The organism is Brachybacterium ginsengisoli (assembly GCF_002407065.1).
Lineage (GTDB): Bacteria > Actinomycetota > Actinomycetes > Actinomycetales > Dermabacteraceae > Brachybacterium > Brachybacterium ginsengisoli.
The window spans coordinates 359,833-383,775 of record NZ_CP023564.1; the positions used below are offsets into that span (position 1 = coordinate 359,833).

General features: G+C 69.7%; 21 protein-coding genes. 17 read left to right on the forward strand and 4 right to left on the reverse strand.

What is annotated here, in order from left to right; translation table 11 throughout:
* Positions 1–4: 4 nt before the first annotated feature.
* From mmsA to CFK41_RS01645, 12 genes are all read left to right on the forward strand, one after another.
* Complete coding sequence (gene mmsA, locus CFK41_RS01590) at positions 5–1,546, forward strand: multiple monosaccharide ABC transporter ATP-binding protein (protein WP_096798094.1); 1,542 nt, start codon at positions 5–7, stop codon at positions 1,544–1,546.
* A gap of 9 nt (positions 1,547–1,555) precedes the next feature.
* Positions 1,556–2,737 (forward strand): multiple monosaccharide ABC transporter permease, encoded by a 1,182-nt coding sequence (gene mmsB, locus CFK41_RS01595; RefSeq protein WP_096798095.1) that lies wholly within the window; start codon positions 1,556–1,558, stop codon positions 2,735–2,737.
* A 448-nt stretch (positions 2,738–3,185) separates the two neighbouring features.
* Positions 3,186–4,556, forward strand: coding sequence for an extracellular solute-binding protein (locus CFK41_RS01600; protein ID WP_096798096.1), 1,371 nt, complete (start codon positions 3,186–3,188; stop codon positions 4,554–4,556).
* A gap of 15 nt (positions 4,557–4,571) precedes the next feature.
* Positions 4,572–5,492 (forward strand): carbohydrate ABC transporter permease, encoded by a 921-nt coding sequence (locus CFK41_RS01605; RefSeq protein ID WP_096798097.1) that lies wholly within the window; start codon positions 4,572–4,574, stop codon positions 5,490–5,492.
* 1 nt (position 5,493) lies between these two features.
* Positions 5,494–6,405, forward strand: a complete 912-nt coding sequence (locus CFK41_RS01610; RefSeq protein ID WP_096798098.1) for a carbohydrate ABC transporter permease — start codon at positions 5,494–5,496, stop codon at positions 6,403–6,405.
* Between the two features lie 120 nt (positions 6,406–6,525).
* Positions 6,526–7,782, forward strand: a complete 1,257-nt coding sequence (locus CFK41_RS01615) for an ABC transporter substrate-binding protein (RefSeq protein ID WP_151904631.1) — start codon at positions 6,526–6,528, stop codon at positions 7,780–7,782.
* Positions 7,779–8,819 (forward strand): carbohydrate ABC transporter permease, encoded by a 1,041-nt coding sequence (locus CFK41_RS01620; protein WP_227873165.1) that lies wholly within the window; start codon positions 7,779–7,781, stop codon positions 8,817–8,819. Before CFK41_RS01615 ends, CFK41_RS01620 begins: the two co-directional genes overlap by 4 nt.
* Positions 8,816–9,670, forward strand: coding sequence for a carbohydrate ABC transporter permease (locus tag CFK41_RS01625; RefSeq protein WP_096798100.1), 855 nt, complete (start codon positions 8,816–8,818; stop codon positions 9,668–9,670). Before CFK41_RS01620 ends, CFK41_RS01625 begins: the two co-directional genes overlap by 4 nt.
* Positions 9,667–10,584, forward strand: coding sequence for a glycoside hydrolase family 43 protein (locus CFK41_RS01630; RefSeq protein ID WP_096798101.1), 918 nt, complete (start codon positions 9,667–9,669; stop codon positions 10,582–10,584). The genes CFK41_RS01625 and CFK41_RS01630 overlap by 4 nt, the downstream gene beginning before the upstream one ends.
* A gap of 200 nt (positions 10,585–10,784) precedes the next feature.
* Complete coding sequence (locus CFK41_RS01635; protein WP_096798102.1) at positions 10,785–12,155, forward strand: extracellular solute-binding protein; 1,371 nt, start codon at positions 10,785–10,787, stop codon at positions 12,153–12,155.
* 106 nt (positions 12,156–12,261) lie between these two features.
* On the forward strand, positions 12,262–13,212 hold the full coding sequence (locus tag CFK41_RS01640; protein WP_096798103.1) for a carbohydrate ABC transporter permease: 951 nt from the start codon (positions 12,262–12,264) through the stop codon (positions 13,210–13,212).
* On the forward strand, positions 13,209–14,126 hold the full coding sequence (locus CFK41_RS01645; protein WP_096798104.1) for a carbohydrate ABC transporter permease: 918 nt from the start codon (positions 13,209–13,211) through the stop codon (positions 14,124–14,126). Before CFK41_RS01640 ends, CFK41_RS01645 begins: the two co-directional genes overlap by 4 nt.
* Positions 14,127–14,205: 79 nt before the next feature.
* Here CFK41_RS01645 and CFK41_RS01650 read toward each other — a convergent pair whose 3' ends face one another.
* The 4 genes from CFK41_RS01650 to CFK41_RS01665 form a co-directional block, all read right to left on the reverse strand.
* On the reverse strand, positions 14,206–15,690 hold the full coding sequence (locus CFK41_RS01650) for a glycoside hydrolase family 43 protein (protein ID WP_096798105.1): 1,485 nt from the start codon (positions 15,688–15,690) through the stop codon (positions 14,206–14,208).
* A gap of 202 nt (positions 15,691–15,892) precedes the next feature.
* A complete protein-coding gene (locus CFK41_RS01655; protein WP_096798106.1) occupies positions 15,893–16,408 on the reverse strand; it encodes a dihydrofolate reductase in 516 nt (171 codons plus the stop codon).
* Positions 16,405–17,208 (reverse strand): thymidylate synthase, encoded by an 804-nt coding sequence (locus tag CFK41_RS01660; protein ID WP_096798107.1) that lies wholly within the window; start codon positions 17,206–17,208, stop codon positions 16,405–16,407. The genes CFK41_RS01655 and CFK41_RS01660 overlap by 4 nt, the downstream gene beginning before the upstream one ends.
* A gap of 48 nt (positions 17,209–17,256) precedes the next feature.
* Positions 17,257–18,342: a LacI family DNA-binding transcriptional regulator gene (locus tag CFK41_RS01665; RefSeq protein WP_096798108.1), complete on the reverse strand. Its 1,086-nt coding sequence runs from the start codon at positions 18,340–18,342 to the stop codon at positions 17,257–17,259.
* A gap of 181 nt (positions 18,343–18,523) precedes the next feature.
* On the opposite strand from CFK41_RS01665, the gene arfA reads away from it, so the two are divergent.
* The 5 genes from arfA to CFK41_RS01695 all read left to right on the forward strand — a co-directional run bounded on the left by arfA (position 18,524) and on the right by CFK41_RS01695 (position 23,872).
* Positions 18,524–20,044, forward strand: coding sequence for an arabinosylfuranosidase ArfA (arfA, locus tag CFK41_RS01670; protein WP_096798109.1), 1,521 nt, complete (start codon positions 18,524–18,526; stop codon positions 20,042–20,044).
* Between the two features lie 122 nt (positions 20,045–20,166).
* Positions 20,167–21,807: an alpha-N-arabinofuranosidase gene (locus CFK41_RS01675; RefSeq protein ID WP_096798110.1), complete on the forward strand. Its 1,641-nt coding sequence runs from the start codon at positions 20,167–20,169 to the stop codon at positions 21,805–21,807.
* Between the two features lie 621 nt (positions 21,808–22,428).
* The gene (locus CFK41_RS01685) at positions 22,429–22,776 is read left to right on the forward strand and encodes an ArsR/SmtB family transcription factor (RefSeq protein ID WP_096798111.1); all 348 of its coding nucleotides are present in this window, start codon (positions 22,429–22,431) and stop codon (positions 22,774–22,776) included.
* Positions 22,773–23,282 carry an SRPBCC family protein gene (locus tag CFK41_RS01690; protein ID WP_096798112.1) on the forward strand — a complete coding sequence of 170 codons (510 nt, stop codon included), beginning with the start codon at positions 22,773–22,775 and terminating at the stop codon, positions 23,280–23,282. The genes CFK41_RS01685 and CFK41_RS01690 overlap by 4 nt, the downstream gene beginning before the upstream one ends.
* On the forward strand, positions 23,282–23,872 hold the full coding sequence (locus CFK41_RS01695) for a TIGR03086 family metal-binding protein (protein WP_096798113.1): 591 nt from the start codon (positions 23,282–23,284) through the stop codon (positions 23,870–23,872). Before CFK41_RS01690 ends, CFK41_RS01695 begins: the two co-directional genes overlap by 1 nt.
* The last annotated feature ends 71 nt before the right edge of the window (positions 23,873–23,943 follow it).

Genomic DNA, 23,943 nt, shown 5'->3' on the forward strand with positions numbered 1-23,943 from the left:
CCACGTGGCCGAACACATCCTCGAGATGCGGTCCATCACCAAGCGATTCCCCGGCGTGGTCGCGCTCAAGGACGTGTCCCTGACCGTCGACGAGCACGAGATCCACGCCATCTGCGGCGAGAACGGCGCCGGCAAGTCCACGCTCATGAAGGTGCTCTCCGGCGTCGAGCCGGCCGGCACCTACGAGGGCGAGATCCATTACCGCGGCCGCCCCGTCAGCTTCACCTCGATCAACGACTCCGAGGCCGAGGGCATCGTGATCATCCACCAGGAGCTCGCCCTGGTGCCCCACCTGTCGATCGCCGAGAACATCTTCCTCGGCAACGAGCAGGCCACCCGCAAGGTGATCAGCTGGCACGAGACCAATGCGCGCGCCGCCGAGCTCATGGCGCGCGTGGGGCTCAAGGAGAAGCCCGTCACCCCCGTCGGCCAGCTCGGCGTCGGCAAGCAGCAGCTCGTCGAGATCGCCAAGGCGCTCTCGAAGAACGTGAGCCTGCTGATCCTCGACGAGCCCACCGCGGCGCTGAACGACGACGACTCCGAGCACCTGCTCGGCCTCATCCGCGGTCTGCGCGACGAGGGCGTCACCAGCATCATCATCTCCCACAAGCTCGGCGAGATCGCCGCCGTCGCCGATGCCACCACGGTCATCCGCGACGGCTCCACGATCGAGACGATCGACATGAAGGTGTCCGAGGAGCAGCGCCCCACGCTGATCCCCCGCATCATCAAGGGGATGGTGGGTCGGGACATCGACAACCTCTATCCCGAGCGGAAGGTCGAGATCGGGGAGGAGATCCTCCGCCTGGAGAACTGGCACGTGGGTCACCCGACCCAGCCCGGCCGCGTGGTGGTCGACGACGCCTCGCTGTCCGTCCGCGCGGGCGAGATCGTGGGCATCGCCGGGCTCATGGGCGCCGGTCGCACCGAGCTCGCGATGAGCGTGTTCGGCCGCTCCTACGGCCGGGACATCTCCGGCCGCGCCTACATGCACGGCCGCGAGGTGCAGATGCGCACCGTGGCCGAGGCGATCGACGCCGGCATCGCCTACGTCTCCGAGGACCGCAAGCAGTACGGGCTGAACCTCATCCAGGACATCCGCACCAACGTCACCGCGGCCGCGCTGCAGAAGGTCACCCCGCGCGGCTGGATCAACGGCAACGAGGAGATCGCGGTCGCCGAGCGCTACCGCTCCTCGCTGAACATCAAGACGCCGACGGTGATGGCGACCGTCGGCAAGCTCTCCGGGGGCAACCAGCAGAAGGTGGTGCTCAGCAAGTGGCTGTACACCGAGCCCGAGCTGCTGATCCTGGACGAGCCCACCCGAGGCGTCGACGTCGGCGCCAAGTTCGAGATCTACACGATCATCAACGAGCTCGCCGAGGCGGGCAAGGCCATCATCGTCATCTCCTCGGAGCTTCCCGAGGTCATGGGGCTGGCCGATCGCATCTACACACTGTCCGCGGGCCGTATCACCGGTGAGGTCGCCGCCCAGGACGCCACTCAGGAGCACCTCATGGAGCTCATGACCATGGAGAGGGAGTGAGCGCGCCTCATGGCCGGAACTTCTGACATCAAGGAGCTGCTGACGCGCAACATGCGCTCCAGCGGCATCTACATCGCGTTCGTGTTCATCATCGTGCTGTTCACGATCCTCACCGGGGGCCAGCTGCTCAGCCCCGGCAACCTCACCAACCTGGTGCTGCAGTACTCCTACATCCTGATCCTCGCGATCGGCATGGTGCTGATCATCGTGGCCGGGCACATCGACCTGTCGGTGGGCTCCGTGGTGGCGCTGACCGGCGCCGTCGCCGCGGTCGTGGTGATCGGGGGCGGCATGCCCTGGTGGGTGGGCGTCCTCGCGGCGCTCGCCACCGGCGTGCTGGTGGGGCTGTGGCAGGGCTTCTGGGTCGCGTACGTGGGCATCCCCGCCTTCATCGTGACCCTGGCGGGCATGCTCATCTTCCGCGGCGTCACCATGCAGGTGCTCGGCAACGTGTCCCTGTCGCCGTTCCCGAAGCAGTACCAGTACATCTCCGGCGGCTTCCTCAACGGGCTGCTGGGCGGCAACGGCTTCGACGCCTTCACGCTGTTCCTCGCCGCCGCGCTGGTGGTCGTCTTCGCGATCCAGCAGTACCGGGTGCGCATGGCGAAGCTGAAGTACAAGCAGCCCGTCGAGGCCTACCCGCTGTTCTGGCTGAAGATCGCCGTCGTGGGCCTGGTCATCATGGCCTTCGCCTGGCAGCTGGCGCATTCGCGCGGCCTGCCGGTGGTGCTGATCCTGCTGGCGGCGCTCGTGCTCATCTACGGCTTCATCAGCCAGAGCACGATCTTCGGCCGGCACATCTACGCCATGGGCGGCAACCTCCAGGCGGCCCAGCTCTCGGGTGTGAAGACCCGGCGGGTCAACATGTGGCTGTTCGTCAACATGGGCCTGCTCGCCGCGGTCGCCGGCATCGTCTACTCGGCACGCTCCAACAGCGCCCAGCCGGGCGCCGGCAACATGTTCGAGCTCGACGCGATCGCGGCCGCCTTCATCGGCGGCGCGGCGGTGACCGGCGGCGTGGGCAAGGTCCACGGCGCGATCATCGGCGGTCTGATCATGGCGGTCATGTCCAACGGCATGTCCATCATGGGCATCGACCAGTCCACCCAGTCCGTGGTCCGCGGCGTGGTGCTGCTGATCGCCGTCGCCTTCGACGTCTGGAACAAGAAGCGCTCGCAGTCCGGCGCGTGATCGGCGGAGGCGGGGCGGCGGATCCGTCGCCCCGCCTCTTCCGGCTCGCCAGCCGGACAGGAATGTCGACGCTGACGTGGGATCACCTTTCATCCAGGGGTGAGCCCACGCCAGCGTCGACATCTTTGCGTCCCGGTGATGCGGCGCTCCGGTGACGTCGTGCTCCGGCACCGTCGCGCTCCGGCGGCCGCGGCCGCCGAGGATGCCCCCCGTGGGATCTGGGACCGCCGCGGTGTTGACGGTCACATTGCAACGATGTAATTTCAAGGGAGGTGCGCCGACGGACCTCGAGGAGCGGCGAACTCGCCCGGACCTGGAGCGATGGACCCGGAACGACAGATCCGGAACCCCGGACCCGACCCCCGACCCGCCCGCACCTGCCCGACGCACCGACGCACGCCGCCGTGCCGCCCGGCCCGGCGACCATCCGACCCGATGGAGAGTTGAGATGAGGATCAGTCCACCCCCGCCTGCCGCCGGGCGGAGACCAGGCGGAGCGGGCCTCTCCCGCCGCCGCCTCCTCGGCGCCGGGGCGCTCGCCGCCTCCGGGGCGATGCTCTCCGGCTGCTCGACCCCGCTGGGCGCCGGTCTGCTCGGGTCCGAGCTCGACCCCGGCACCGTCGTCTACTGGAACCTCTTCGGCGGCGGCGACGGCGTACGCATGCAGGACATGCAGTCCGCCTATCGCGAGAAGAACGGTCCCGGATCGCTCCAGGCGACCACTCTCGCCTGGGGCAACCCCTACTACTCCAAGCTGACCCTCGCGACGGTCGGGAACCAGCCGCCGGATGTCGCCGTCTCCCACCTCACCCGGGCCAAGCCCCTGTGGGCCGGAGGGATCCTCGACCCGATCACCGAGGAGGACCTCGCCGGGGTGGGACTCTCGAGCGCGGACTTCGCCCAGCAGGCCTGGACCACGCAGGTCACCGACGGCCAGAACATCGCGATCCCGATCGACACCCACCCGTTCACCCTCTTCTACAACAAGGAGGTCTGCGAGAAGGCGGGCCTCCTCGACGGCGACGGGATCCTCGTGGACCTCCAGGGCCGGGAGGCCTTCGAGGCGGCGCTGGCAGAGGTCAGCGCGGTGACCGGAGGCAACGCCATCACGGTCGCGAACGTCGCCGAGACCGCCACCCCGTGGCGCTTCTTCTGGACCCTCTACAACCAGCTCGAGGGCGCCACCCCCTTCCTCTCCGACGATGGCGCCACCCTCAGCGTGGACGACGCGAGCTTCCTCGAGGCCGCGGAGCTGATCACCAGCTGGGTCGAGAAGGGCTGGCTGAACTCCAATCTCGACTACGCCACCTCGCAGACGGAGATGTTCACCGGCAAGGCCGGCTTCTACCTGCAGGGGGAGTGGGAGATCTCCACCGCCCAGTCGGTCGAGGGGCTCGACTTCGGGATGGCGCAGATCCCTCAGATCTTCGACCGGCCGGCGGTGCAGGCCGACTCCCACACCTTCGTCCTGCCGCGCAAGGACCGCTCGCCCGAGCAGCGTGGGCTGGCGATGGAGTTCATCAGGTCGATGCTGGACCAGAGCCTGATCTGGGCCGAGGGAGGGCATGTCCCCTCCTACCTGCCGACCTTCGAGAGCTCCGAGTTCCAGGAGCTGGAGCCGCAGCGGTACTACGCCGGGGCGGCCGACCACGCGGTGTACGACGACCCGGCCTGGTACGGCGGCTCCGGCTCCACCTTCGAGGCGACGGTCGGGGCTCAGCTCGGGCTGATGCAGCAGGGAGTGCTGACCCCGGAGCGCGCGCTCTCCGCGATCCGCGACCAGCTCGAGATCTACACCTCCACGCCCAGCCCCCTCTGACCGGAAGGCACCGACATGACGACCTCGTCCCCGACCGCCGGCCGGTCCGCGGTGCGCCGACGCACTCCGCAGGCCTGGCTCTTCCTCGCCCCTTTCGTCCTCTTCTACGCGGCCTTCATGATCGGGCCGACGATCTGGATGATGATCGCGAGCTTCTTCAACACCTCCACGGTCCGCTCGGGCCTCGGCTCCTTCGCCGGTCTGGACAACTACCTCGAGATGTTCTCGAGGCACGACTTCTGGTCCTCCCTCTGGCACACCCTCCAGTTCACCCTCTACACGGTGCCGCCGCTCGTGGTGCTCTCCTTCGTCTTCGCGGTCCTCACCAACCGCGTCGCCCGCGGGCAGTGGTTCTTCCGCTTGGCGTTCTTCCTGCCGTTCATCCTGCCCTCGGCCACGATCTCGCTCATCTGGGTCTTCGTGTTCACCCCGTCGACCGGCCTGTGGTCGCTGCCGGCGAACCTGCTCGGTCTGACGCCGGGGGACGGCATCCTCTCGGATCCGGCCACGGCGATGGTGGGCATCGCGATCGCCACCATCTGGTGGACGATCGGCTTCAACTTCGTGCTGTACCTGGCCGGGCTGCAGGAGATCCCGCGCGAGCTGTACGAGGCTGCTGCGGTCGACGGCGCGACCGCCTGGCAGCAGATCCGCTCCGTGACGATCCCGCTGCTCGCGCGGACGACGGCGCTGGTCATCCTGCTGCAGATCATCGCCAGCCTGAAGATCTTCGACCAGGTCTATCTGATGACCGAGGGCGGGCCGGGGATCTCCACCCAGGTCACCCTGGGGCTCATCACCGAGACGGCGTTCACCGACAACCGGATCGGGGCGGCGTCCGCCGCATCGGTCCTGCTGTTCCTCATCATCATCCTGATCGCCATCGTCCAGCAGCTCGTCAGCCGGGCCGGGGCGAAGCGCGAGGAGGCCTCCTGACATGACGCTCACCGCATCCCGTCCCCGTCGTGCGCGACGCTCCGGACTCTCCGCGGCGGCGCCGGCCCGCCGCTCCCGGCACGCCGGCGACAGCAGCCGCACCTTCACGGTGGTCTCGACCGTCGTCCTGGTGGTCTTCGCGATCATCTGGCTGGTGCCGAGCCTGTTCGCGCTCAAGACCTCGCTGACCGACAACGGCGTCGCCGCCCTCGGCGCGCAGGAGATCCTCGGCTCATGGAGTCCGACGCTGGACTCCTATCTGCGCCTGATGAGCCAGGGCGACATCTGGAACTGGTACCTCTCCAGCGCCGTGACCTCGGTGCTGACCGCGGTGCTCACCCTGCTGTTCGCCTCGATGGCGGCCTTCGCGCTGTCGCGGCTGCAGTTCCGCGGCCGGGCGGCGGTGTACCTGGCCATCATCGTCGGCCTCATGATCCCGAGCCAGGTGCTGATCGTGCCGATCTTCGAGCAGCTGCGGGTCGTGCAGCTGCTGAACACCTACTGGGCGGTGATCCTCCCGCAGGTGCCGTCGGTGATCGCGGTCTTCATCTTCAAGCAGTTCTTCGACGGGATCCCCCGGGAGCTGGAGGAGGCGGCCCGCGTGGACGGCGCCGGCTCGTGGCGGATCTACTGGTCGGTGGTGATGCCGCTGTCCCGGCCCGTGACCGCCGCGGTCGCGATCCTCACCTTCGTGTGGACCTGGAACAACCTCCTGCTGCCGCTGTTCGTCATGTCGAACCCGAGCCTGATGACCATCCCGGTGGGTCTGGCCACGGTGCAGGGCAGCTTCGGCCTCCGCTACGCGGACATCCAGGCCGGCGCGATCCTCGCCGCCCTACCGCTGGTGGTGCTGTACATGTTCTTCCAGCGCCAGATCGTCGAGGGCGTCACCGGATCCGGGCTGAAGGGCTGACGCCAGATCGCTCCCGAGTCGTGTCCCGATGGTGACCTCGATCACCGATTCTCACGTTAGACTTTCGTCGGGCACCCCACGGACGAGGTGCTCCGTGGTGGCTCATCAAGGGAGATGGCGATGTCTGCAGGAACTCGGAATCTGATCTCGCGCCGTGGCGCGCTCGGCCTCGGCGGCCTGGCTCTGGCGGGCGGCGGCCTGGCGGCCTGCGGCGGCAACACCGGCGGCCTCACCGGCGGCGGGGGAGGGGAATCGCTCTCCCAGTGGTACCACCAGTACGGCGAGGAGGGCACGCAGGAGGCGGCGAAGAAGTATGCCTCGACCTACGAGGACGCCACCGTGAACGTCAACTGGGTGACCGGCGACTACGCGGCCCGGCTCTCCACCGCGCTGCTCTCCGGCGGCGGGGTCGACGTCTTCGAGAACAACGGCATCGCGGTCGACCAGGCCCAGCAGGGCCGCTACGTGGACCTCACCGACATCATGGAGCCGGTCAAGGACCAGTTCAACGAGGCATCGCTGGGGCCGGTGACGATCGACGGCAAGATCTGGGGCATCCCCATGATCCTGGACCCCCAGCACTTCTACTATCGCAAGAGCCTGTTCGAGAAGGCCGGCATCCAGCCGCCGGAGACCTGGGAGGACCTCGTCGCCGCGGCGACCGAGCTCACCACCCCGGATCAGAAGGGCCTGTTCCTGGGCAACAACTACGACGCCAGCGCCTGGGCGATGATCTGGGCCGCGGGCGGCTCCCCGCTGAACGAGGCGAAGGATGCCGTCGGCTACAACACTCCTGGCTACGCGGAGGGTCTCGGCGCGATCCAGCAGATGATCAAGGACGACGTCCTGCTCACCGGCGCCCCGTCGGACTGGGCGGATCCCGCCGCCTTCGCCGCCGGGCTCGCCGCGATCACCTGGGGCGGCTGCTGGGCGCTGCCCGCCCTCGAGGGCGCGCTCGACGACATCGGGGTGTTCCCGCATCCTGCCGTCGGGTCCGACGGCCGCCAGGTCGCCTTCATGGGCTCCTGGAACGAGCAGGTCGCCGGCAACAGCGAGAAGATCGACGCGGCCAAGGCCTTCGCCAAGTGGCTGTGGGTGGACCAGACCGAGCACCAGACCGACTGGGCGCTCAGCTACGGCTTCCACATCCCGCCGATCACCGCCGTGGCCGACCAGGCGGAGGCGCTCAAGGAGGGCAACGGCCTCGAGATCGCGACCATGGCCAAGGAGATGGGCGTGACCGGCCCGCCGGAGTACACCGGTGACGTCGGCACCCCGCGCGACGACGCGGTGAGCAACATCCTCAAGAACGGCGCCGATCCCGCCGAGGAGCTCGCCAAGGCCGAGGAGGCCAGCAACCGGGCGATCGGGTCGTGAGCGCCGCGACCCCGGTGCGGGCCGCCTCCGCCGAAGGGCGGGCGGCCCGCACGGGGCCGACGCGGATCAAGGGCACCGGACTGGCCTTCTGGCTGTTCTTCACGCCCTTCCTCGTCGGCCTGCTCGTCTTCACGATCCTGCCCCTGATCTGGGGCGGCACCCTGAGCCTCTTCGAGGCGCGAGGAACGGTGCTGCCCACGAAGTTCATCGGGCTCGACAACTTCCGGGGCTTCCTCGTCGACACCGCGTTCCTGCAGTCGCTGCGCACGTTCATCGTCTTCGCGCTGTTCATCGTGCCGGTGACGATGGCGGTCTCGCTCGGCCTCGCCGTGCTGGTCAACGGCCTGCCGCGGTTCCAGACCTTCTTCCGTTCGGTGTTCTTCCTGCCCACGGCCTGCAGCTACGTGGTCGCCTGCGTCGTCTGGCGTCTCTCGCTGTTCAACGGGCTCGAATCCGGCGTGGTCAACCAGCTGCTGGGCGTGGTCGGGCTCGACTCCATCTCGGCATGGCTCTCCGCCTCGCCGTACTGGTGGATCGTGCTGGTCACGGTGCGGCTGTGGCTCCAGGTCGGCTTCTACATGCTGCTGTTCCTCGCGGGCCTGCAGGCGATCCCCACCCAGCTCTACGAGGCGGCCTCGGTGGACGGCCTGAACCCCGGCGGTCTCCGGATGTTCCGCCTCATCACCCTCCCGCAGCTGCGCACCACCTCCGCGGCGGTGCTGCTGCTCCTGCTCATCGCGTCCTTCCAGGCGTTCGACGAGTTCTACAACCTCACCGGCAACAACCCCGAGACCCGCCCGCCGCTGGTGTACCTGTACAACATCGCGCTCGGGCCGCAGCAGGACTTCGGCCGCGGATCGGCGGGCGCCCTGGTGCTCACCGCGATCATGGTCGTCGCCGGTCTGCTGCAGACCTGGCTGGTGGGCTTCGGCTCCGACGACGACACCCGCGGCGGGCGCTTCGGCATCCTGCGCCGCCTGCGCCGCCGGCCCGCCGCAGCCGCCGGTTCCGCGACCACCGAGGGAGGGACGCGATGACCGCCCAGCTCAACATCGTCGGCCAGAACCGCAGCAGCGCCGGCCTGGTGCTGCGCTACGTGCTGGCCTCGGTCCTCGCCCTGGTGTTCCTGGTGCCGTTCTACGCGATGATCAAGACGGCGCTGTCCACGAACGAGGAGATCTATTCGCAGGACTTCGTGTTCTGGCCGAGCGATCCCCAGTGGGGGCGCATTCCCGAGCTCTTCGCGGACCCGCGCTATCTCGACGCCCTGATGAACTCGGCGATCATGGCGATCGTCTCGACCTCGCTGTCGATCCTCATCGCGGCGCTGGCCGGCTACGCCCTGGTGCGCATCCCGCACCGCGCCGCGAAGCCGATGTTCGTGCTGGTGATCGTGGTGCTGCTGGTGCCGGCGACCACCGCGTTCGTGCCGAACTTCATCATCGTCGCGTCGCTGGGCTGGATCGGCACCCTGCAGGGTCTGATCGTCCCGGGCCTGTTCAGCGCCTTCAACGTGTTCCTGTTCCGGCAGTTCTACGTGAACTTCCCGCGGGAGATCGAGGAGGCCGCCTACATCGACGGCGCCGGGTTCTTCCGCACCTTCTTCCGGATCGTCTTCCCCAACACGCTGCCCTTCGCCTCGGCGCTCACGGTGCTGGGTCTGATCGGTTCGTGGAATGCCTTCCTGTGGCCGCTGGTGGTCGCGGGCGACGGGCAGAACGCGATGACGGTGCAGATCTACCTCTCCTCCTTCCTCACGGCGCAGACCTTCGACTACGGCGGGCTGTTCATGGCCGCGACGGTCAGCCTGATCCCGGTGCTGCTGGTGTTCTTCGTGCTCCAGCGCTACCTGGTGGCCGGCATCGCCGCGACGGGCCTGAAGGGGTGAGCGGGCGCGCGGAGCCCGCCTGGTCGACACCGCTCGCGGATCCGGCGGTGGTGCGCGTGCCCGGCGGCTGGATCGCCTACGGCACGGGGCCCGTCGAGGGCGGCCGCGCCGTCCCCGCGGCGCTCTCGCCGGACCTGCGGCAGTGGCAGGCGATCGGGAACGTGCTCGTGGCCCTCGACCCCTCGGCGGGCGACTCCTACTGGGCGCCCGAGGTGTGCGAGCGCGACGGCGCCTGGTGGATGTACTACTCCGTGGGCCACGGGGACCGGGGGCACCTGGTCCGGGTCGCGCGGGCCGAGCGGCCCGAGGGGCCGTTCGTCGACCAGGGCGAGATCCTCACTCCCGACGAGCTGTTCGCGATCGACGCCTCCCCGTGCCGGCTCGAGGACGGCAGCTGGTGGCTGTTCTTCGCCCGCGACGTGCTCGAGCACGAGCGGCCCGGCACGCATCTGGCCGCCGCTCCGCTGCTCACCCCGACGCAGCTGGGGGAGACCGTGCCCGTGCTCGCCCCCTACGCCGACTGGCAGCTGTTCGCGCGGGATCGCGAGATGTACGGGCGGCGCTTCGACTGGCACACGCTCGAGGGGCCGCATGTGGTGGTGCGCGATGGCCGCCTGCTGATGACCTGGTCCGGCGGGTCCTGGCAGGGCCCCGGGTATCGCACCGCCTGGGCCTGGGCCGGGCATCCCGCCGGTCCGTGGACCGTGCCGGAGGAGGGGGCCGACGTGCTGCTGCGCAGCGACGAGGAGTTCATCGGCCCCGGCCACAACTCCTGCACGGTCGACGCCGAGGGTCGCGACGTCATCGCCTTCCACGCCTGGGACGAGGAGGGCACCGGCCGGTACATGCACCTGCGGGAGCTCGCGGTGGACGCCGTCGCGCCGTCGCTGGAGGTGCTCGGCGGGAGCAGATGAGCATCCGGCGACTGGTGTCGCGGGCGGCCCGGATGCCTGAGCGTCCCGGCAGGGGACGCCTCTGGGGAGCTGTCTCGGGCGACGGTGTTGACGGCTAGTTTCCAACGATGTAAATTCCGATCAACGATCACTGAGAGCCCGGGCCGACCGTTGCATGCAGAAGGTGCGACGTTCCGCCCCACCACGAAGAGGTGGATTGCATGCAGCTTGATCCCGCACGTCCCGACTCGCACGGCCCGCGGGCCGAACCACCCCGCGTCCGGCCCCCCATCAGCCGTCGCACCCTCCTGCAGGGCGCCGGAGCGGTGGGCGCGGTCGGCGCCGCCGCCGCGCTGTCCGGCTGTGCCGGAGCCGCCGCCCGGGGCGCCGACGACATCGCCTTCTGGCACCTGCTCTCCGGCCCGGACGGCGTGACGATGGGAGAGTTGCTCGACGGCTACATGGCCACCGAGGGGGCCGCGACGGTCGAGCAGACCGTGCTCGCCTGGGGTGCTCCCTACTACACCAAGCTCGCCATGGCCTCCGCCGGTGGTCGGGCCCCGGACCTCGCCGTGATGCATGCCGCGCGGGTGCCCGGCTACGCGCCGGGCGGGCTGCTCGACGAATGGGATCTCGACCTGCTCGGCGAGTTCGGCGTCCGTCAGGAGGACTTCCCGGAGCTGATCTGGCAGAAGATGGTGGTCGACGACAAGCTCACCGCGATCGCCCTCGACTCCCACCCGTTCGTCCTCTACTACAACACCGATATTGCCGAGGCGGCGGGCGTGCTGGGCAGCGACGGCCTGCTCCTGCCGACGGAGAATCCCGAGGACTTCCGCGCCCTGGCCCTCGAGCTCGGGGCCAAGGCGCCCAGCGGCTACGGACTCTCCTTCGGGTATCTCGGGGACGGCTCGAACCAATGGCGCATGTTCTCCACCTATTACTCCCAGCTCGGCGGCACGATCGAACTGCCCGTCGGCGGGAAGATGGAGTACCAGGAGGAGCTCGTCGTCGAGACGGCCGAATGGATCCTGTCGCTCATCGACGGAGAGGTGGGGAATCCGGGTCACGACGGCGGCACCGCGATCTCCGAGTTCGCCACGGGCGGTTCCGGAGCCTTCTACGGCGGGGTCTGGGAATCGGGGAACTACCGGAATCAGGGCGTCCCCTTCGACATGACGATGATCCCGGGCGTCTTCGGCGACCCGGTCGCCTATGCCGACTCCCACTCCTTCGTCCTGCCCCATCAGATGAGCCCGGACCCGGAGCGCCGACGCGCCGTGCACAGCATCGTCGCGCATCTGCTGAAGAACTCGATCGAGTGGGCGGCGGCAGGCCACATCCCGGCGTACTCGCCGGTGATCGAGGATCCGGCGTACGACGATCTGGTCCCACAGTCGCACTACGCCGACGCCGTCGACCACCTCGTCTACGATCCGCCGGCCTGGTTCACCGGCTCCGGCAGCGACTTCCACACGTACTTCGGCAATGACATGCAGAACGTCTGGGCGCGGCGCGCGGATCCTCTCGAGGGGTGGAACGCCTTCGTGGCGCGGATCGACGCCCTGCTCCTCAAGCCCACCCCGATGTGATCTCGATGCGACAGAGAAGAGCCCTCGACCGCCCGGGCGATGACGCCCCGGCGCTCCCGGCCCCGTGCCGCATGCCCGTCCTGACGATCGTCGAAGGAAACGCCCGATGACCACCGCCGAAGCCCTCGACGTGCCGCCCACGGCGGCCGTCGATCCCGACTCCCGCTCGATCGGGCGCGCCCGACGGCGTCGTTCCGAGAACCTCCGCGGCTGGATCTACTGCGCGCCGTTCCTCATCGCCTTCGGCCTGTTCCTGATCTGGCCCACGGTCTACGGGCTCTGGATGAGCTTCACCGGCACCAGCCTCGCCGGGACCAACACCCAGTTCGTCGGCCTGGCGAACTGGAAGGAGGCCCTGGGGGACCCCCAGGTGTGGACCTCCCTGGGCAACACCGCCTGGTTCACCCTGCTCTCGACGATCCCGCTCGTCCTGGTCGCGATGGTGCTCGCGGTCCTGGTGAACATCGGCCTTCCCGGGCAGTGGTTCTGGCGGCTCGCCTTCTTCATGCCGTTCCTGCTGGCCTCCACCGTGGTCTCCCAGTTCTGGAACTGGATGTACAACCCGCAGCTGGGGCTGATCAACACCTTCCTGGGGTGGTTCGGGGTCACCGGTCCCGCGTGGCTGCAGGACCCGAACACCGCGATGATCTCCGTGGTCATCACCACCGTGTGGTGGACCATCGGGTTCAACTTCCTGCTCTACCTGGCCGCCCTGCAGAACATCCCCGACCAGCTCTACGAGGCCGCATCGCTCGACGGCGCGGGCTCCTGGAGGAAGTTCCTCTCGATCACGCTGCCGCAGCTGATGCCCACCACGGTGCTGGTGCTCGTGCTCCAGCTGCTCGCCTCCCTCAAGGTCTTCGATCAGATCTATCAGATGACCGGAGGCGGCCCCGGCGGCAGCACGAGGCCGGTGCTGCTGTACATCTACGAGGTCGGCTTCACCGGCTACCGCCTGGGCTACGCCTCGGCGATCTCGTACATCTTCTTCTTCCTCATCATCATCGTCTCGGTCGCCTACATGGTGATCTCGTCCCGACGGAGCGTGAAGGCATGAGCGCCGCGAACCCCACCAGCCCGACCCTGAACCGGCCCGTCCCCGGGGTGGAGGCGCCGGCGCTGGGCGCGGTGCGGACGTCCCGACGTGGCCCCGCTCCGGCGCGCATCCTGGCCTTCGTGATCCTCGCGGTCCTGGCGCTGGCCTGGCTCACGCCGGTGGCGTGGGCGGCGCTCACCTCGTTCAAGTCCGAGGCCGAGGCCGCGGCGATGCCGGTGACGATCGTTCCCGAGGACGGCTTCACGCTGCGGGCCTACCTCAACGTGCTCACCGAGGGTCTGGTGCCCCGGTGGGCGTGGAACAGCCTGCTCACCTCCGCGGCGGTCACGCTGATCACGGTGACGATCTCGGCGCTCGCCGGCTATGCGCTCTCGCGGCTGCGGTTCGCGGGGCGGCAGATGCTGATCACCCTGATCGTCGCCTCGATCATGATCCCCGGTCAGATCCTCATCGTGCCGCTGTTCCACCTGATGCTCTCGCTGAACCTCGTGGACACCTACTGGGGGATCATCCTGCCGCAGGTGGTCGCGGCGCCGATGGTGTTCATCCTCAAGAAGTTCTTCGACCAGATCCCCTTCGAGCTCGAGGAGGCCGCACTCATGGACGGCGCGAGCCGCCTGCGGATCTTCTGGTCGATCGTGCTGCCGCTGTCGCGGCCGATCCTCGGGGCCGTCGCGATCTTCGTGTTCATCGGCGCCTGGAACAACTTCCTGTGGCCCTTCATCGTCGTCAACGATTCCACCCTGATGACGCTGCCGACGGGCCTGCAGACCGTGATCAGCGCCTACGGCATCCAGTACGCGCAGAACATGGCCCAGGCCGTCCTGGCCGCGCTCCCGCTGATCGTCGTGTTCATGTTCTTCCAGCGCCAGATCATCAAGGGCATCGCCACCACCGGCATCGCCGGCACCTGAGGCCCGCGCGGCAGCGCCCGCGGATCCTGCAGCGAGAGCTGCGGGACCGGCGGGCGCTGTCCGCTGCACGGGAGCGGCCTCAGACCTCCTTCGTGCCCCAGAGGCTGCGGCCGTCGGCGCCCAGCACGCTGAACGTGAGAGTCCACGCTCCGGCGCTCTCCCTCCACCCCCGGGTGAAGACGCCCTCGAAGGTCTCGCCGTCGAGGACCACGGCGGCCCGATGCCCGCCCTCGAGGCGCCAGCGACCGGTGACGGCTCCGGTGATCCTCCCGTCGCCCTGGAGGACGATGCGGCGGGAGGGGATCACCTCCGGGCTGATCGCCCGCCCGTGGTCCACGAGCTGCCAGGCGCCCTCGAGCTCGGAGCGGTGCGGCAGGGCGCCGCGCTCGTCGGCAGGGGGCTCCCCGGCGTAGCGGTGGGGTGAGACCACCGGCCAGCCGTCGCGGCTGATGTGCATCCGATGCACGCGGACCTGGTGGAGCTCGCCGGTGCCGGGGAACCTGCTGTGGAGGAAGAGGAAGGTGTCCTCCTCATCCGGGCTGCTCCAGGCGGAGACGTGACCGGGGGAGACGTAGCCGGCTCCTGGTCCGTCCTCTGCGACATCCGCGTAGCGGTGGTTGCCCAGCAGCTTCGCCCCGTACGGCTCGATGGAGGCGTCGTCGAACAGCGGCAGCTCGGGATCCGCCTTCGCTTCGCGCAGGTCCTGGCCCATGGGGTCGAGATACGGGCCCTCGACATCGCGGGAGCGCCCCACCCGCACGTTGTGCCCGCCGTTCGCGTCCAGGCCGCCGAAGGTGAGCAGCAGGTAGTAGTAGCCGGCCGCCCGTGAGTGCAGGATGTAGGGGGCCTCGATGCGGGCATGGTTGCCGCCGATGAGGTGGATCCCGTACCCCTGGCCCGGGAACGGGTGCCCGGTGGCGGGGTCGAGGTCGAGCAGGAAGATCCCGCCCGAGTACGAGCCGTAGACCAGGCGGTGGAGGCCGTCGGCGTCCACGAAGGCATGCGGGTCGATGGCGTTGGGGTGGATCCGCGCGTCGTAGATCGTGCCGTCCTCGCTCGGCTGGTCCCACATGCCCGAGCGGAGGAAGATCCCCTCGTCGCGGTACGGGCCCTCGACCTGGTCGGCGATCGCCGTGCCCATCGCGGAGCGCGGTGACGAGCCCTCGCAGGCGCAGTAGTACATGCGGAACCGGCCGTCCGGGGTCTCGCTGACGTCCGCCGCCCACAGCGTGTCCGTGTTCGCCCACTCGAACGCCTCGGCCAGCTCCGCCGTGACGTCATCGAACAGAGGGTTCTGCGGGGTGACGAGATCGGCGACGCCCTCCCAATGCATCAGGTCATCGCTGCGCGCCGCGGCCAGGTGCGAGCCGAACACGTGGAAGCCGCTCCTCGTGACGATCACGGAGGGATCGTGGACCGAGACCTCCGTGAAGTCCGGATCGGGCGGCACCGTGGATCGCGGTGGCCCGGCCTCGGCGCGGGAGGCGCCGAGCAGGGTGCCTCCTGCTGCAGTGGACAGGGTCGCGGTGGCTGCGAACAGGCCGCGTCGAGAGATGGTCGCCATGCTCAACTCCTTCGTCGAGTCCCCGGAGACGCCCGGTGGTCGAGCGCCGGGGGGAGGGCGGCGGTCGCTCGTCGACCGTCGCTCCACCCTTGACGTTACAACGTTGCAAAACGTGGGGCAACGGCCAGGACGAGAGGGCGGCACGGGCCAGATACGTGGGCGATGGCCGACGCCGCCACCCGTCGCCGGGGCCCCGGTCCGCTCAGCGGGTGTAGGTGAGCATCCGGTAGCGGGTGCCACCGGCGGCCTCGTGCCATCCCGCGGCGGGGTCGGCGGAGGTGAGGGTGAAGTCCTCCGGGATCGCCGGCGCGCGGGTGTCACCGTCGACCTCGAGGTCGATCTCGGTGACGACCAGGAGCTCCGCGACCTCGATCGCGTCGGCGTAGATCGACCCGCCGCCGATCACCCAGGTGGTCCCCTCGGGGCCCGCCTCGGTGGCCGCGAGCTCGAGCGCCTCGGGCAGGGAGCGGGCCCGCACCGCGCCGGGCAGCTCCAGCGCGTCGTCGCGGGTGATGACGATGTTGGTGCGCCCGGGCAGCGGGCGGAAGCGCGCGGGGAACGAGTCCCAGGTGCGCCGGCCCATCACGACCGGGGACCCGGAGGTGGTGCGGCGGAAGTGCTTCAGATCCTCCGGCAGGTGCCAGGGCATGCTGCCATCGGCGCCGATGACCCCGCCGCGGGCCTGCGCCCAGATCATCCCGATGGCCGGGGTGCTCATACCGCCACCGGCGCCTTGATGCCCTTGTGGTGCTGGTAGTCGCGGATCTCGACGTCCTCGAGCGCGTAGTCCAGGATCGTCTCCGGCCGACGCCGCAGGTGCAGCGTCGGGTACGGGAACGGCTCCCGGGACAGCTGACGCTCGACCTGCTCGATGTGGTTGTCGTAGATGTGGCAGTCGCCGCCGGTCCACACGAAGTCGCCCACCTCGAGATCGGTCTGCTGGGCGATCATGTGGGTGAGCAGCGCGTAGCTGGCGATGTTGAACGGCACCCCGAGGAAGAGGTCGGCGCTGCGCTGGTAGAGCTGGCAGGACAGCGTGCCGTCGTGCACCTCGAACTGGAACAGCGCGTGGCAGGGGGCGAGCGCCATCTGCGGGATGTCCGCCGGGTTCCAGGCGGAGACGATCAGCCGGCGCGAGTCGGGGTTGGTGCGGATCTGCTCGACCACGTCGCTGATCTGGTCGATCACGCCGCCGTCGGCCGTGGGCCAGGAGCGCCACTGCGCCCCGTAGATCGGGCCGAGGTCGCCGTTCTCGTCGGCCCACTCGTCCCAGATGCTCACTCCCTGCTCCTGCAGCCAGCGCGCGTTCGTCTCCCCGCGCAGGAACCACAGCAGCTCGAGGATGATCGAGCGGGTGTGGACGCGCTTGGTGGTGATCAGCGGGAAGCCCTGGGAGAGGTCGTAGCGGATCTGCTTGCCGAACAGGCTGCGGGTTCCCGTGCCCGTGCGATCCCCCTTGGGATTGCCGGTCTCCAGGACCTCGCGCAGGAGGTCCTCGTACGGGGTGGGGATGCTCACCGGGGGTGCTCCTGGAGCTCGGGGACGGGCGATCGTCGGTGCCTGATCCTAGTCCTTCTGCGACCCCTCCTGCAGGGGCCCACCGGTGCTCTCCCGTGCCACCACCCGGTGAGGGACCGTCGCCGTGCGGGGCGGCCCGTCGTAGCCCTGGATGCGCTCGGTGAGGAAGTCGAGGGCGGTGCGCGTGAGCACCGAGGTGTCCGGGGAGACGGAGCTCAGCGGCGGACCGGCGAAGGGGGCGTCAGGGGTGTCGTCGTAGCCGATCACGGCGATCTCCTCCGGCACGGACCGGTGCAGATCCCGCAGCGCGGCCAGCACGCCGATGGCGAGGTCGTCGTTCGCGCAGACGATCCCGTCGACCTCGGGCTCGCGCGCCAGGAGGGCGCGGACCGCGTCGGCGCCGTCCCGGCGGTGCCAATGGGTCACCTGCTCCACGGGGGCGGCGTCGGGGTCGAGGTCGAAGCGGGCGAGCGCCTCGCGGAACCCCTGCAGGCGCAGCGTGGCGGAGCCGTGGGGGCGCGCGCCGCCGTCCTCGGGGAGCGCGCCGAGGAAGGCGATCCGTCGGCGGCCGTGCTCCAGCAGGTGAGTCGTCGCGTCGGCCGTGGCCTGCACGTTGTCGATGCGCACGTAGTCGGAGCCGGCGGGGAGATCGTCGGGCATGTGCTCCCCGATGAAGACCGTGGGCTGGGAGAGCCGGTCCATCGAGGCGAGGGCCTGCTCGTCCAGGTGTAGGGGGTTGAAGATCACGCCGTCGCCCAGGAGCCGGTCGAAACCCTCGAGTACGGCCCGCTCGGCCTCCTTCCCGGCGGAGGTGCTGTGTAGCAGGATCGTCAGGCGCCGGCTCTGGGCCTCGTCGATGAAGGTCTGGGCGAGGTCGGAGAAGTAGCTGAAGGCGAGGCTCGGCACGGCCAGGGTGAGCAGGCGGCTGGCGCCGGTGCGCAGCTGCTGGGCGGCGGCCTGCGGCCGGTAGCCGACCTGCCGGATCGCGTCCTTCACCGAGGCGCGGGTCGAGTCGCGCACGTGGGGGTAGTCGTTGACGACGTTGGAGACCGTCTTGATCGACACCCCGGCCAGCTCCGCGACATCGCGCAGGGTCGGTGGTCGGCGAGGGGTGGGCGAGGCGGAGGAGGGCATGGTCGGATTCTCGCACCACGCCCGGGGGGTCTGGGGTCGGCACGAAGGGCGCATCACGCCATTGACGCCTCCCGGAGCGCTGTGGAATGCTCTATGCAACGTTGTAGAAATCGTAGGACCGATCGTCGCACCGCAGCGCACGCACCGGCGCCGCCCACCTTCCCGAAGGACTCAGACACCGATGTCATCGCAGGTCTCCCTCCTCCTGAACCCCGCCTTCCGCGTCGCCCCCGTGCGCCGCCGCACCTTCGGCGCCTTCGTCGAACACCTCGGCCGCTGCGTCTACAGCGGCATCTTCGAGCCGGGCCATCCGTCGGCCGACGAGGACGGCTTCCGCACCGACGTCCTGGCGCTGACCCGCGAGCTCGGCGTCAGCTCCGTGCGCTACCCCGGCGGCAACTTCGTCTCCGGCTACAAGTGGGAGGACGGCGTGGGTCCGGTCGAGGACCGCCCCGCCCGCCACGACCTCGCCTGGCACTCCACCGACCCCAACACCGTGGGCCTGGACGAGTTCATGACCTGGGCGAAGAAGGCGGAGGTCGAGCCGATGTACGCGGTCAACCTCGGCACCCGCGGCATCGAGGAGGCGCTGGACGTGCTCCAGTACGCCAACTCCCCGCAGGGCATCGCCCTCTCGGACCAGCGCGCCGCGAACGGCAGCCCGGAGCCCCACGGCATCCGGATGTGGTGCCTGGGCAACGAGATGGACGGCCCTTGGCAGGCGGGCCACAAGACCGCGCACGAGTACGCGCGGATCGCGACCGAGGCCGCACGCCTCATGCGTCAGGAGGACCCGGACCTCGAGCTCATCGCCTGCGGCTCCTCGAGCTCCTCGATGGAGACCTTCGGCGAGTGGGAGAACGTGGTCCTCACCGAGGCCTACGACCACGTCGACATGATCTCCGCCCACGCCTACTACTCCGAGAAGGACGGCGACCAGGCCTCCTTCCTCGCCTCCGCCGACGACATGGACCACTTCATCGAGTCCGTCGTCGCCACCGCCGATCACGTGCGCGCCAAGCTCAAGAAGGACAAGCGCATCATGATCAGCTTCGACGAGTGGAACATCTGGTACCAGCACCGCGCCGAGTCCCGCCCGCCGAGCGGCGACGACTGGCCCGTGGCCCCGGTGTTGCTCGAGGACACCTACAGCGCCATGGACGCGGTGGTCTTCGGCAACCTGCTGATCTCCCTGCTGCGCCACAGCGACCGCGTCGCCTCCGCCTCGCTCGCCCAGCTGGTCAACGTGATCGCCCCGATCATGACCGCGCCGGGCGGGGCGAGCTGGAAGCAGACCACCTTCCACCCCTTCGCCCTCACCTCCGCGCACGCCCGCGGCGAGGTGCTCGACGTGCGCCTGGACGCGCCGTCCTTCGAGAACACCCGCTTCGGCACCAGCTCGGCGGCCGACGCGGTCGCCACCTGGGACGAGGAGTCCGGCGACCTGGCCGTGTTCGTGGTCAACCGCGGCAACCAGGACGCGCTCGACCTCGACGCCGACCTCTCCGCCTTCGGCGATCTCGAGCTGGTCGAGGCCCTCACCCTGCACCACGAGGACCCCTACGCCGCCAACACCGAGTCCGCCCCGGAGACCGTGGTCCCGCAGGCGAACGACACCATCCGTCTCGACGGGGGCCGGCTCGTCGGCTCCCTGCCCGAGATCTCCTGGTCGATCGTGCGTCTCACCCGCACCTCGGCCTGACCCCGACTGCCCCCTCGGCCGGCCGTGGCCGACGGGGCCCAGGGACCGACGGACCCGCCTGCTCCTCGTCGACCGGCGGGTCCGTCGACCCGTATCCAGCCCTCTCTGCTCCAGGAGAACCCATGACCGACTCCGCCCCCGCACCCACCCTCGCCTCCGGCCTCGTCGGCGCGCTGACGCCCACCCACGCCCGGACCAGCGGCTCCACCGGCCCGTCGGCCGCCCCCACCGACGGCCCCGCCCGCGTGGTCATCGACCTCGACCTGCCCGGCGCGACCATCAGCCGCCACCTCTACGGCCATTTCGCCGAGCACCTCGGGCGCTGCATCTACGAGGGCTTCTACGTGGGCGAGGACTCCGAGATCCCCAACACCCGCGGCATCCGCGATGACGTGGTCGAGGCGCTGCGCGCCCTGCAGATCCCGAACCTGCGCTGGCCCGGCGGCTGCTTCGCCGACGACTACCACTGGAAGGACGGCATCGGCCCGCGCGAGCAGCGCCCCCGGATGGTCAACTCCCACTGGGGCGACATCGTGGAGGACAACTCCTTCGGCACCCACGAGTTCATGGACCTCGTCGAGCTGCTCGGCACCGAGGCGTACGTCAACGGCAACGTCGGCTCCGGCACCGTCGCCGAGATGAGCGAGTGGATCGAGTACCTCACCCGTGCGGACGACTCCCCGATGGCGTCGCTGCGCCGTGAGAACGGGCGCGACGAGCCGTGGAAGGTGCCCTTCTTCGGCATCGGCAACGAGGCCTGGGGCTGCGGCGGCAACATGCGCGCCGAGGACTACGCGGCGCTCGCCCGCCAGTACGCCACCTATGTGCGGGACCACGCCGGCAACGAGGTCACCCGCATCGCCGCCGGCGCCAGCGACCACGACTACGCCTGGACCGAGGCGCTCATGCAGGCCATGAAGGGTCTCGAGAAGCGCGAGGGCCAGGCCGGGCCCTTCCAGGCCATCTCGATGCACTACTACACGATGTCCGGCCCCTGGCAGGACAAGGGCAGCGCCACCGAGTTCACCGACGAGGAGTGGTACCTGACCCTCTCGCGCGCCGCCCACGCCGAGGAGCTCGTGGCGCGCCACGCGACCGTCATGGATCACTACGACCCGCACAAGAAGGTGGGTCTGGTGTTCGACGAGTGGGGCACCTGGTGGAACGTGGAGCCCGGCACGAATCCCGGCTTCCTGTACCAGCAGAACACCGTGCGCGACGCGCTCGTGGCCTCGATCCACTTCGACGGCTTCCACCGTCACGCGGATCGCCTGCTCATGGCCAACATCGCCCAGACCGTCAACGTGCTGCAGGCGATGATCCTCACCGATCCCGATACCGGTGCGCTCGTGCTCACCCCCACGTACCACGTGTTCGCGATGAACGCCGGGCACCAGGACGCCCGTGCGCTCGCCGCCCACGTGCTGCTGCCCGAGGAGGTCGCCGAGGTCGACGGCCGCGCGCTGCCGATGATCTCCGCCTCGGCCTCCACCACCGGGTCGACGGCGCTGGTCTCGCTGTCCAACCTGGACGTCGCCGAGGAGCGCACGCTCGTGCTGGACCTCCGCGGCCGCTCCGTCACGGGGCACACGGCGACGGTGCTCACCGGCGCGAGCTCCGCCGCGCACAACACCCCTGAGCAGCCCGACGCCGTGGCTCCGACCGAGCTCGCCGACGTTCGCGAGCTCGAGCAGGAGGGTCGTCTGGAGATCACCCTGCCGCCGCACTCCTTCGCGACCGTGGAGCTGCAGCTGGGGGAGTGAGTGCGTCGGCATGGTCGGCTGCTGGCGCCCAGGCGGGCTCTGCGGAGCCATGGGCATACTGCCCGCCCTGTCGCCTGTACCCGACCGGCCGACGCCCCGCGGAGCTCAGCCCAGCGCCGGCTCCGCCTCGGCCTCGTCCACGTGAACCTCGCGGGCGTCGACGTGGCGACCTGCCAGTGGGGGCCCGAGGGCGTCCCGCCCCGCGGAGACGTCGCGCTCTGCCATGGAACGCCCTGGTCGACAGAGGTCTGAGCCCCGATCGCACGGGCTCTCAGCGCGCGGTACCGCGTCCATCGGTGGGACATGCCGGGCTACGGGCGCTCCGCCCCGGCCCCTGGTCGGGGCGCTGGGGGATCTTCGGTGCCCCGTCGCGGTCGGCTGGGGTGAGAGGGACCCCTGGATCCCCGCCCGACAGGCGGCGCGGCTCCGTCGCCTCCTGCCCGGGGATCCACCCGGCGTGGTGCTCTCAGGCGTCGGGCATCCCGCCCTCTCGAAACACGCGATGCGGTGCTGACCTCCATCGACGAATGGCTCCGGAGCCGAATTCAACCAAGGGGTTGACCAAGGATCTCCCGCAGAGTAGCGTCCCTGTCATCAACCACTCGGTGGAGAAAGGGAGGGATGGACGACGACAGCTTGTCGAGGGCCTTCGCGGCCCTCTCCGACCCCACCCGGCGGGACCTCGTCTCGCGTCTCACCCTCGGTGACGCCACCGTCGGCGAGCTCGCCGCTCCCTATGACATGTCCCTGCAGGCCGTGAGCAAGCACATCACGGTCCTCGCCGCGGCGGGCCTCGTCACCCGCCGTCGCGACGCCCAGCGGCGCCCCGTTCACCTCGATGCCGAGGTGCTGGGGGAGCTGACGCGATGGATCGATCGCCATCGCCTCGCCGCCGAGGCGCGGATGTCCCGCCTCGACGACATACTGCACGACTCGAGCAGTGCCGACACCACGGAGCGCACGCCATGAGCATCACCGAGCATCTGACCACCGCCACCATCGAGGCCGACCCCGAACTCCCGCTCATCCGCATCACCCGGGACTTCGCCACCTCTCCGGGTCGCCTGCTGCGCGCCCACACCGACCCGGAGCTGTACGCGCAGTGGGTGGGGCCGGAGTCCCTCTCCACCCGGATCGACCGCTGGGATGCCCGCACCGGCGGGGCCTGGGCGTTCACCAACATCGACCGTGACAGCGGCGAGAAGTACTCCTTCCATGGCAGCTTCCACGAGGTCGCCGAAGGCCGCATCGTCCAGACCTTCACCTTCGACGGCTGGCCCGAAGGCGTCTCCTTGGAGACGACGCGGTTCGAGGATCTCGGCGACGGCTGGACCCGGATGCTCAGCACGTCGCTCTTCGACTCCTTCGAAGGTCGCGGTCAGATGCTCGGCAGCGGCATGGAGGTCGGGATCAACGAGGGCTACGCCGCGCTCGATGCGCTCCTGGCCTCCGGCACCGCTCCCGGAGCCTCCTGATGAGCGGCTCCCTGACCCAGCTGCCTCCCGCGGAGAAGTACCGCGAGATCGCCGCCGGGTTCACGGCGGCCGTCGCCGGCGTCACCGACTGGGACGCGCCGACGCCGGTCGCCGAGTGGTGCGCCCGGGACGTGGTGGGACACCTGGTCACGTGGCTGCCGGAGATGATCCAGGGCGGATCGGACGTCCGCTTCGCGGAGGGGCCGACGGCCGACGAGGACCCCGTCGGCGCCTGGGCTCATCTCGACGGCCAGCTCCGTGCCCTCTTCGCCGACCCGGAGTCGGGCCGACACCTGCACTCCAACCCCCACACGGGGTCCGACCGGCCGGTGCCCGAGGTGATCGACCAGTTCTTCACGGGCGACGTCTTCTTCCACACCTGGGATCTCGCGCGCTCCTCCGGTCAGGACGACCGCCTCGACCCCGGCATGGTCCACGACGCCTACACGGGGATGAGTGCGGCCGAGGAGCACCTGCGCCCCACCGGCCAGTTCGGGCAGCAGCAGCCGGTCCCGGCCGACGCCACCGAGCAGGAGCGGCTGTTCGCGTTCCTCGGCCGCGACCCCCGCTGGACTCCGCCAGGGGCGTGACCGGGGCGCTCGAGCCGCCGTCCCACGGAGCGGACCGTGTGCCCCGAATCACCCTGGGAATGCGGTGTCCG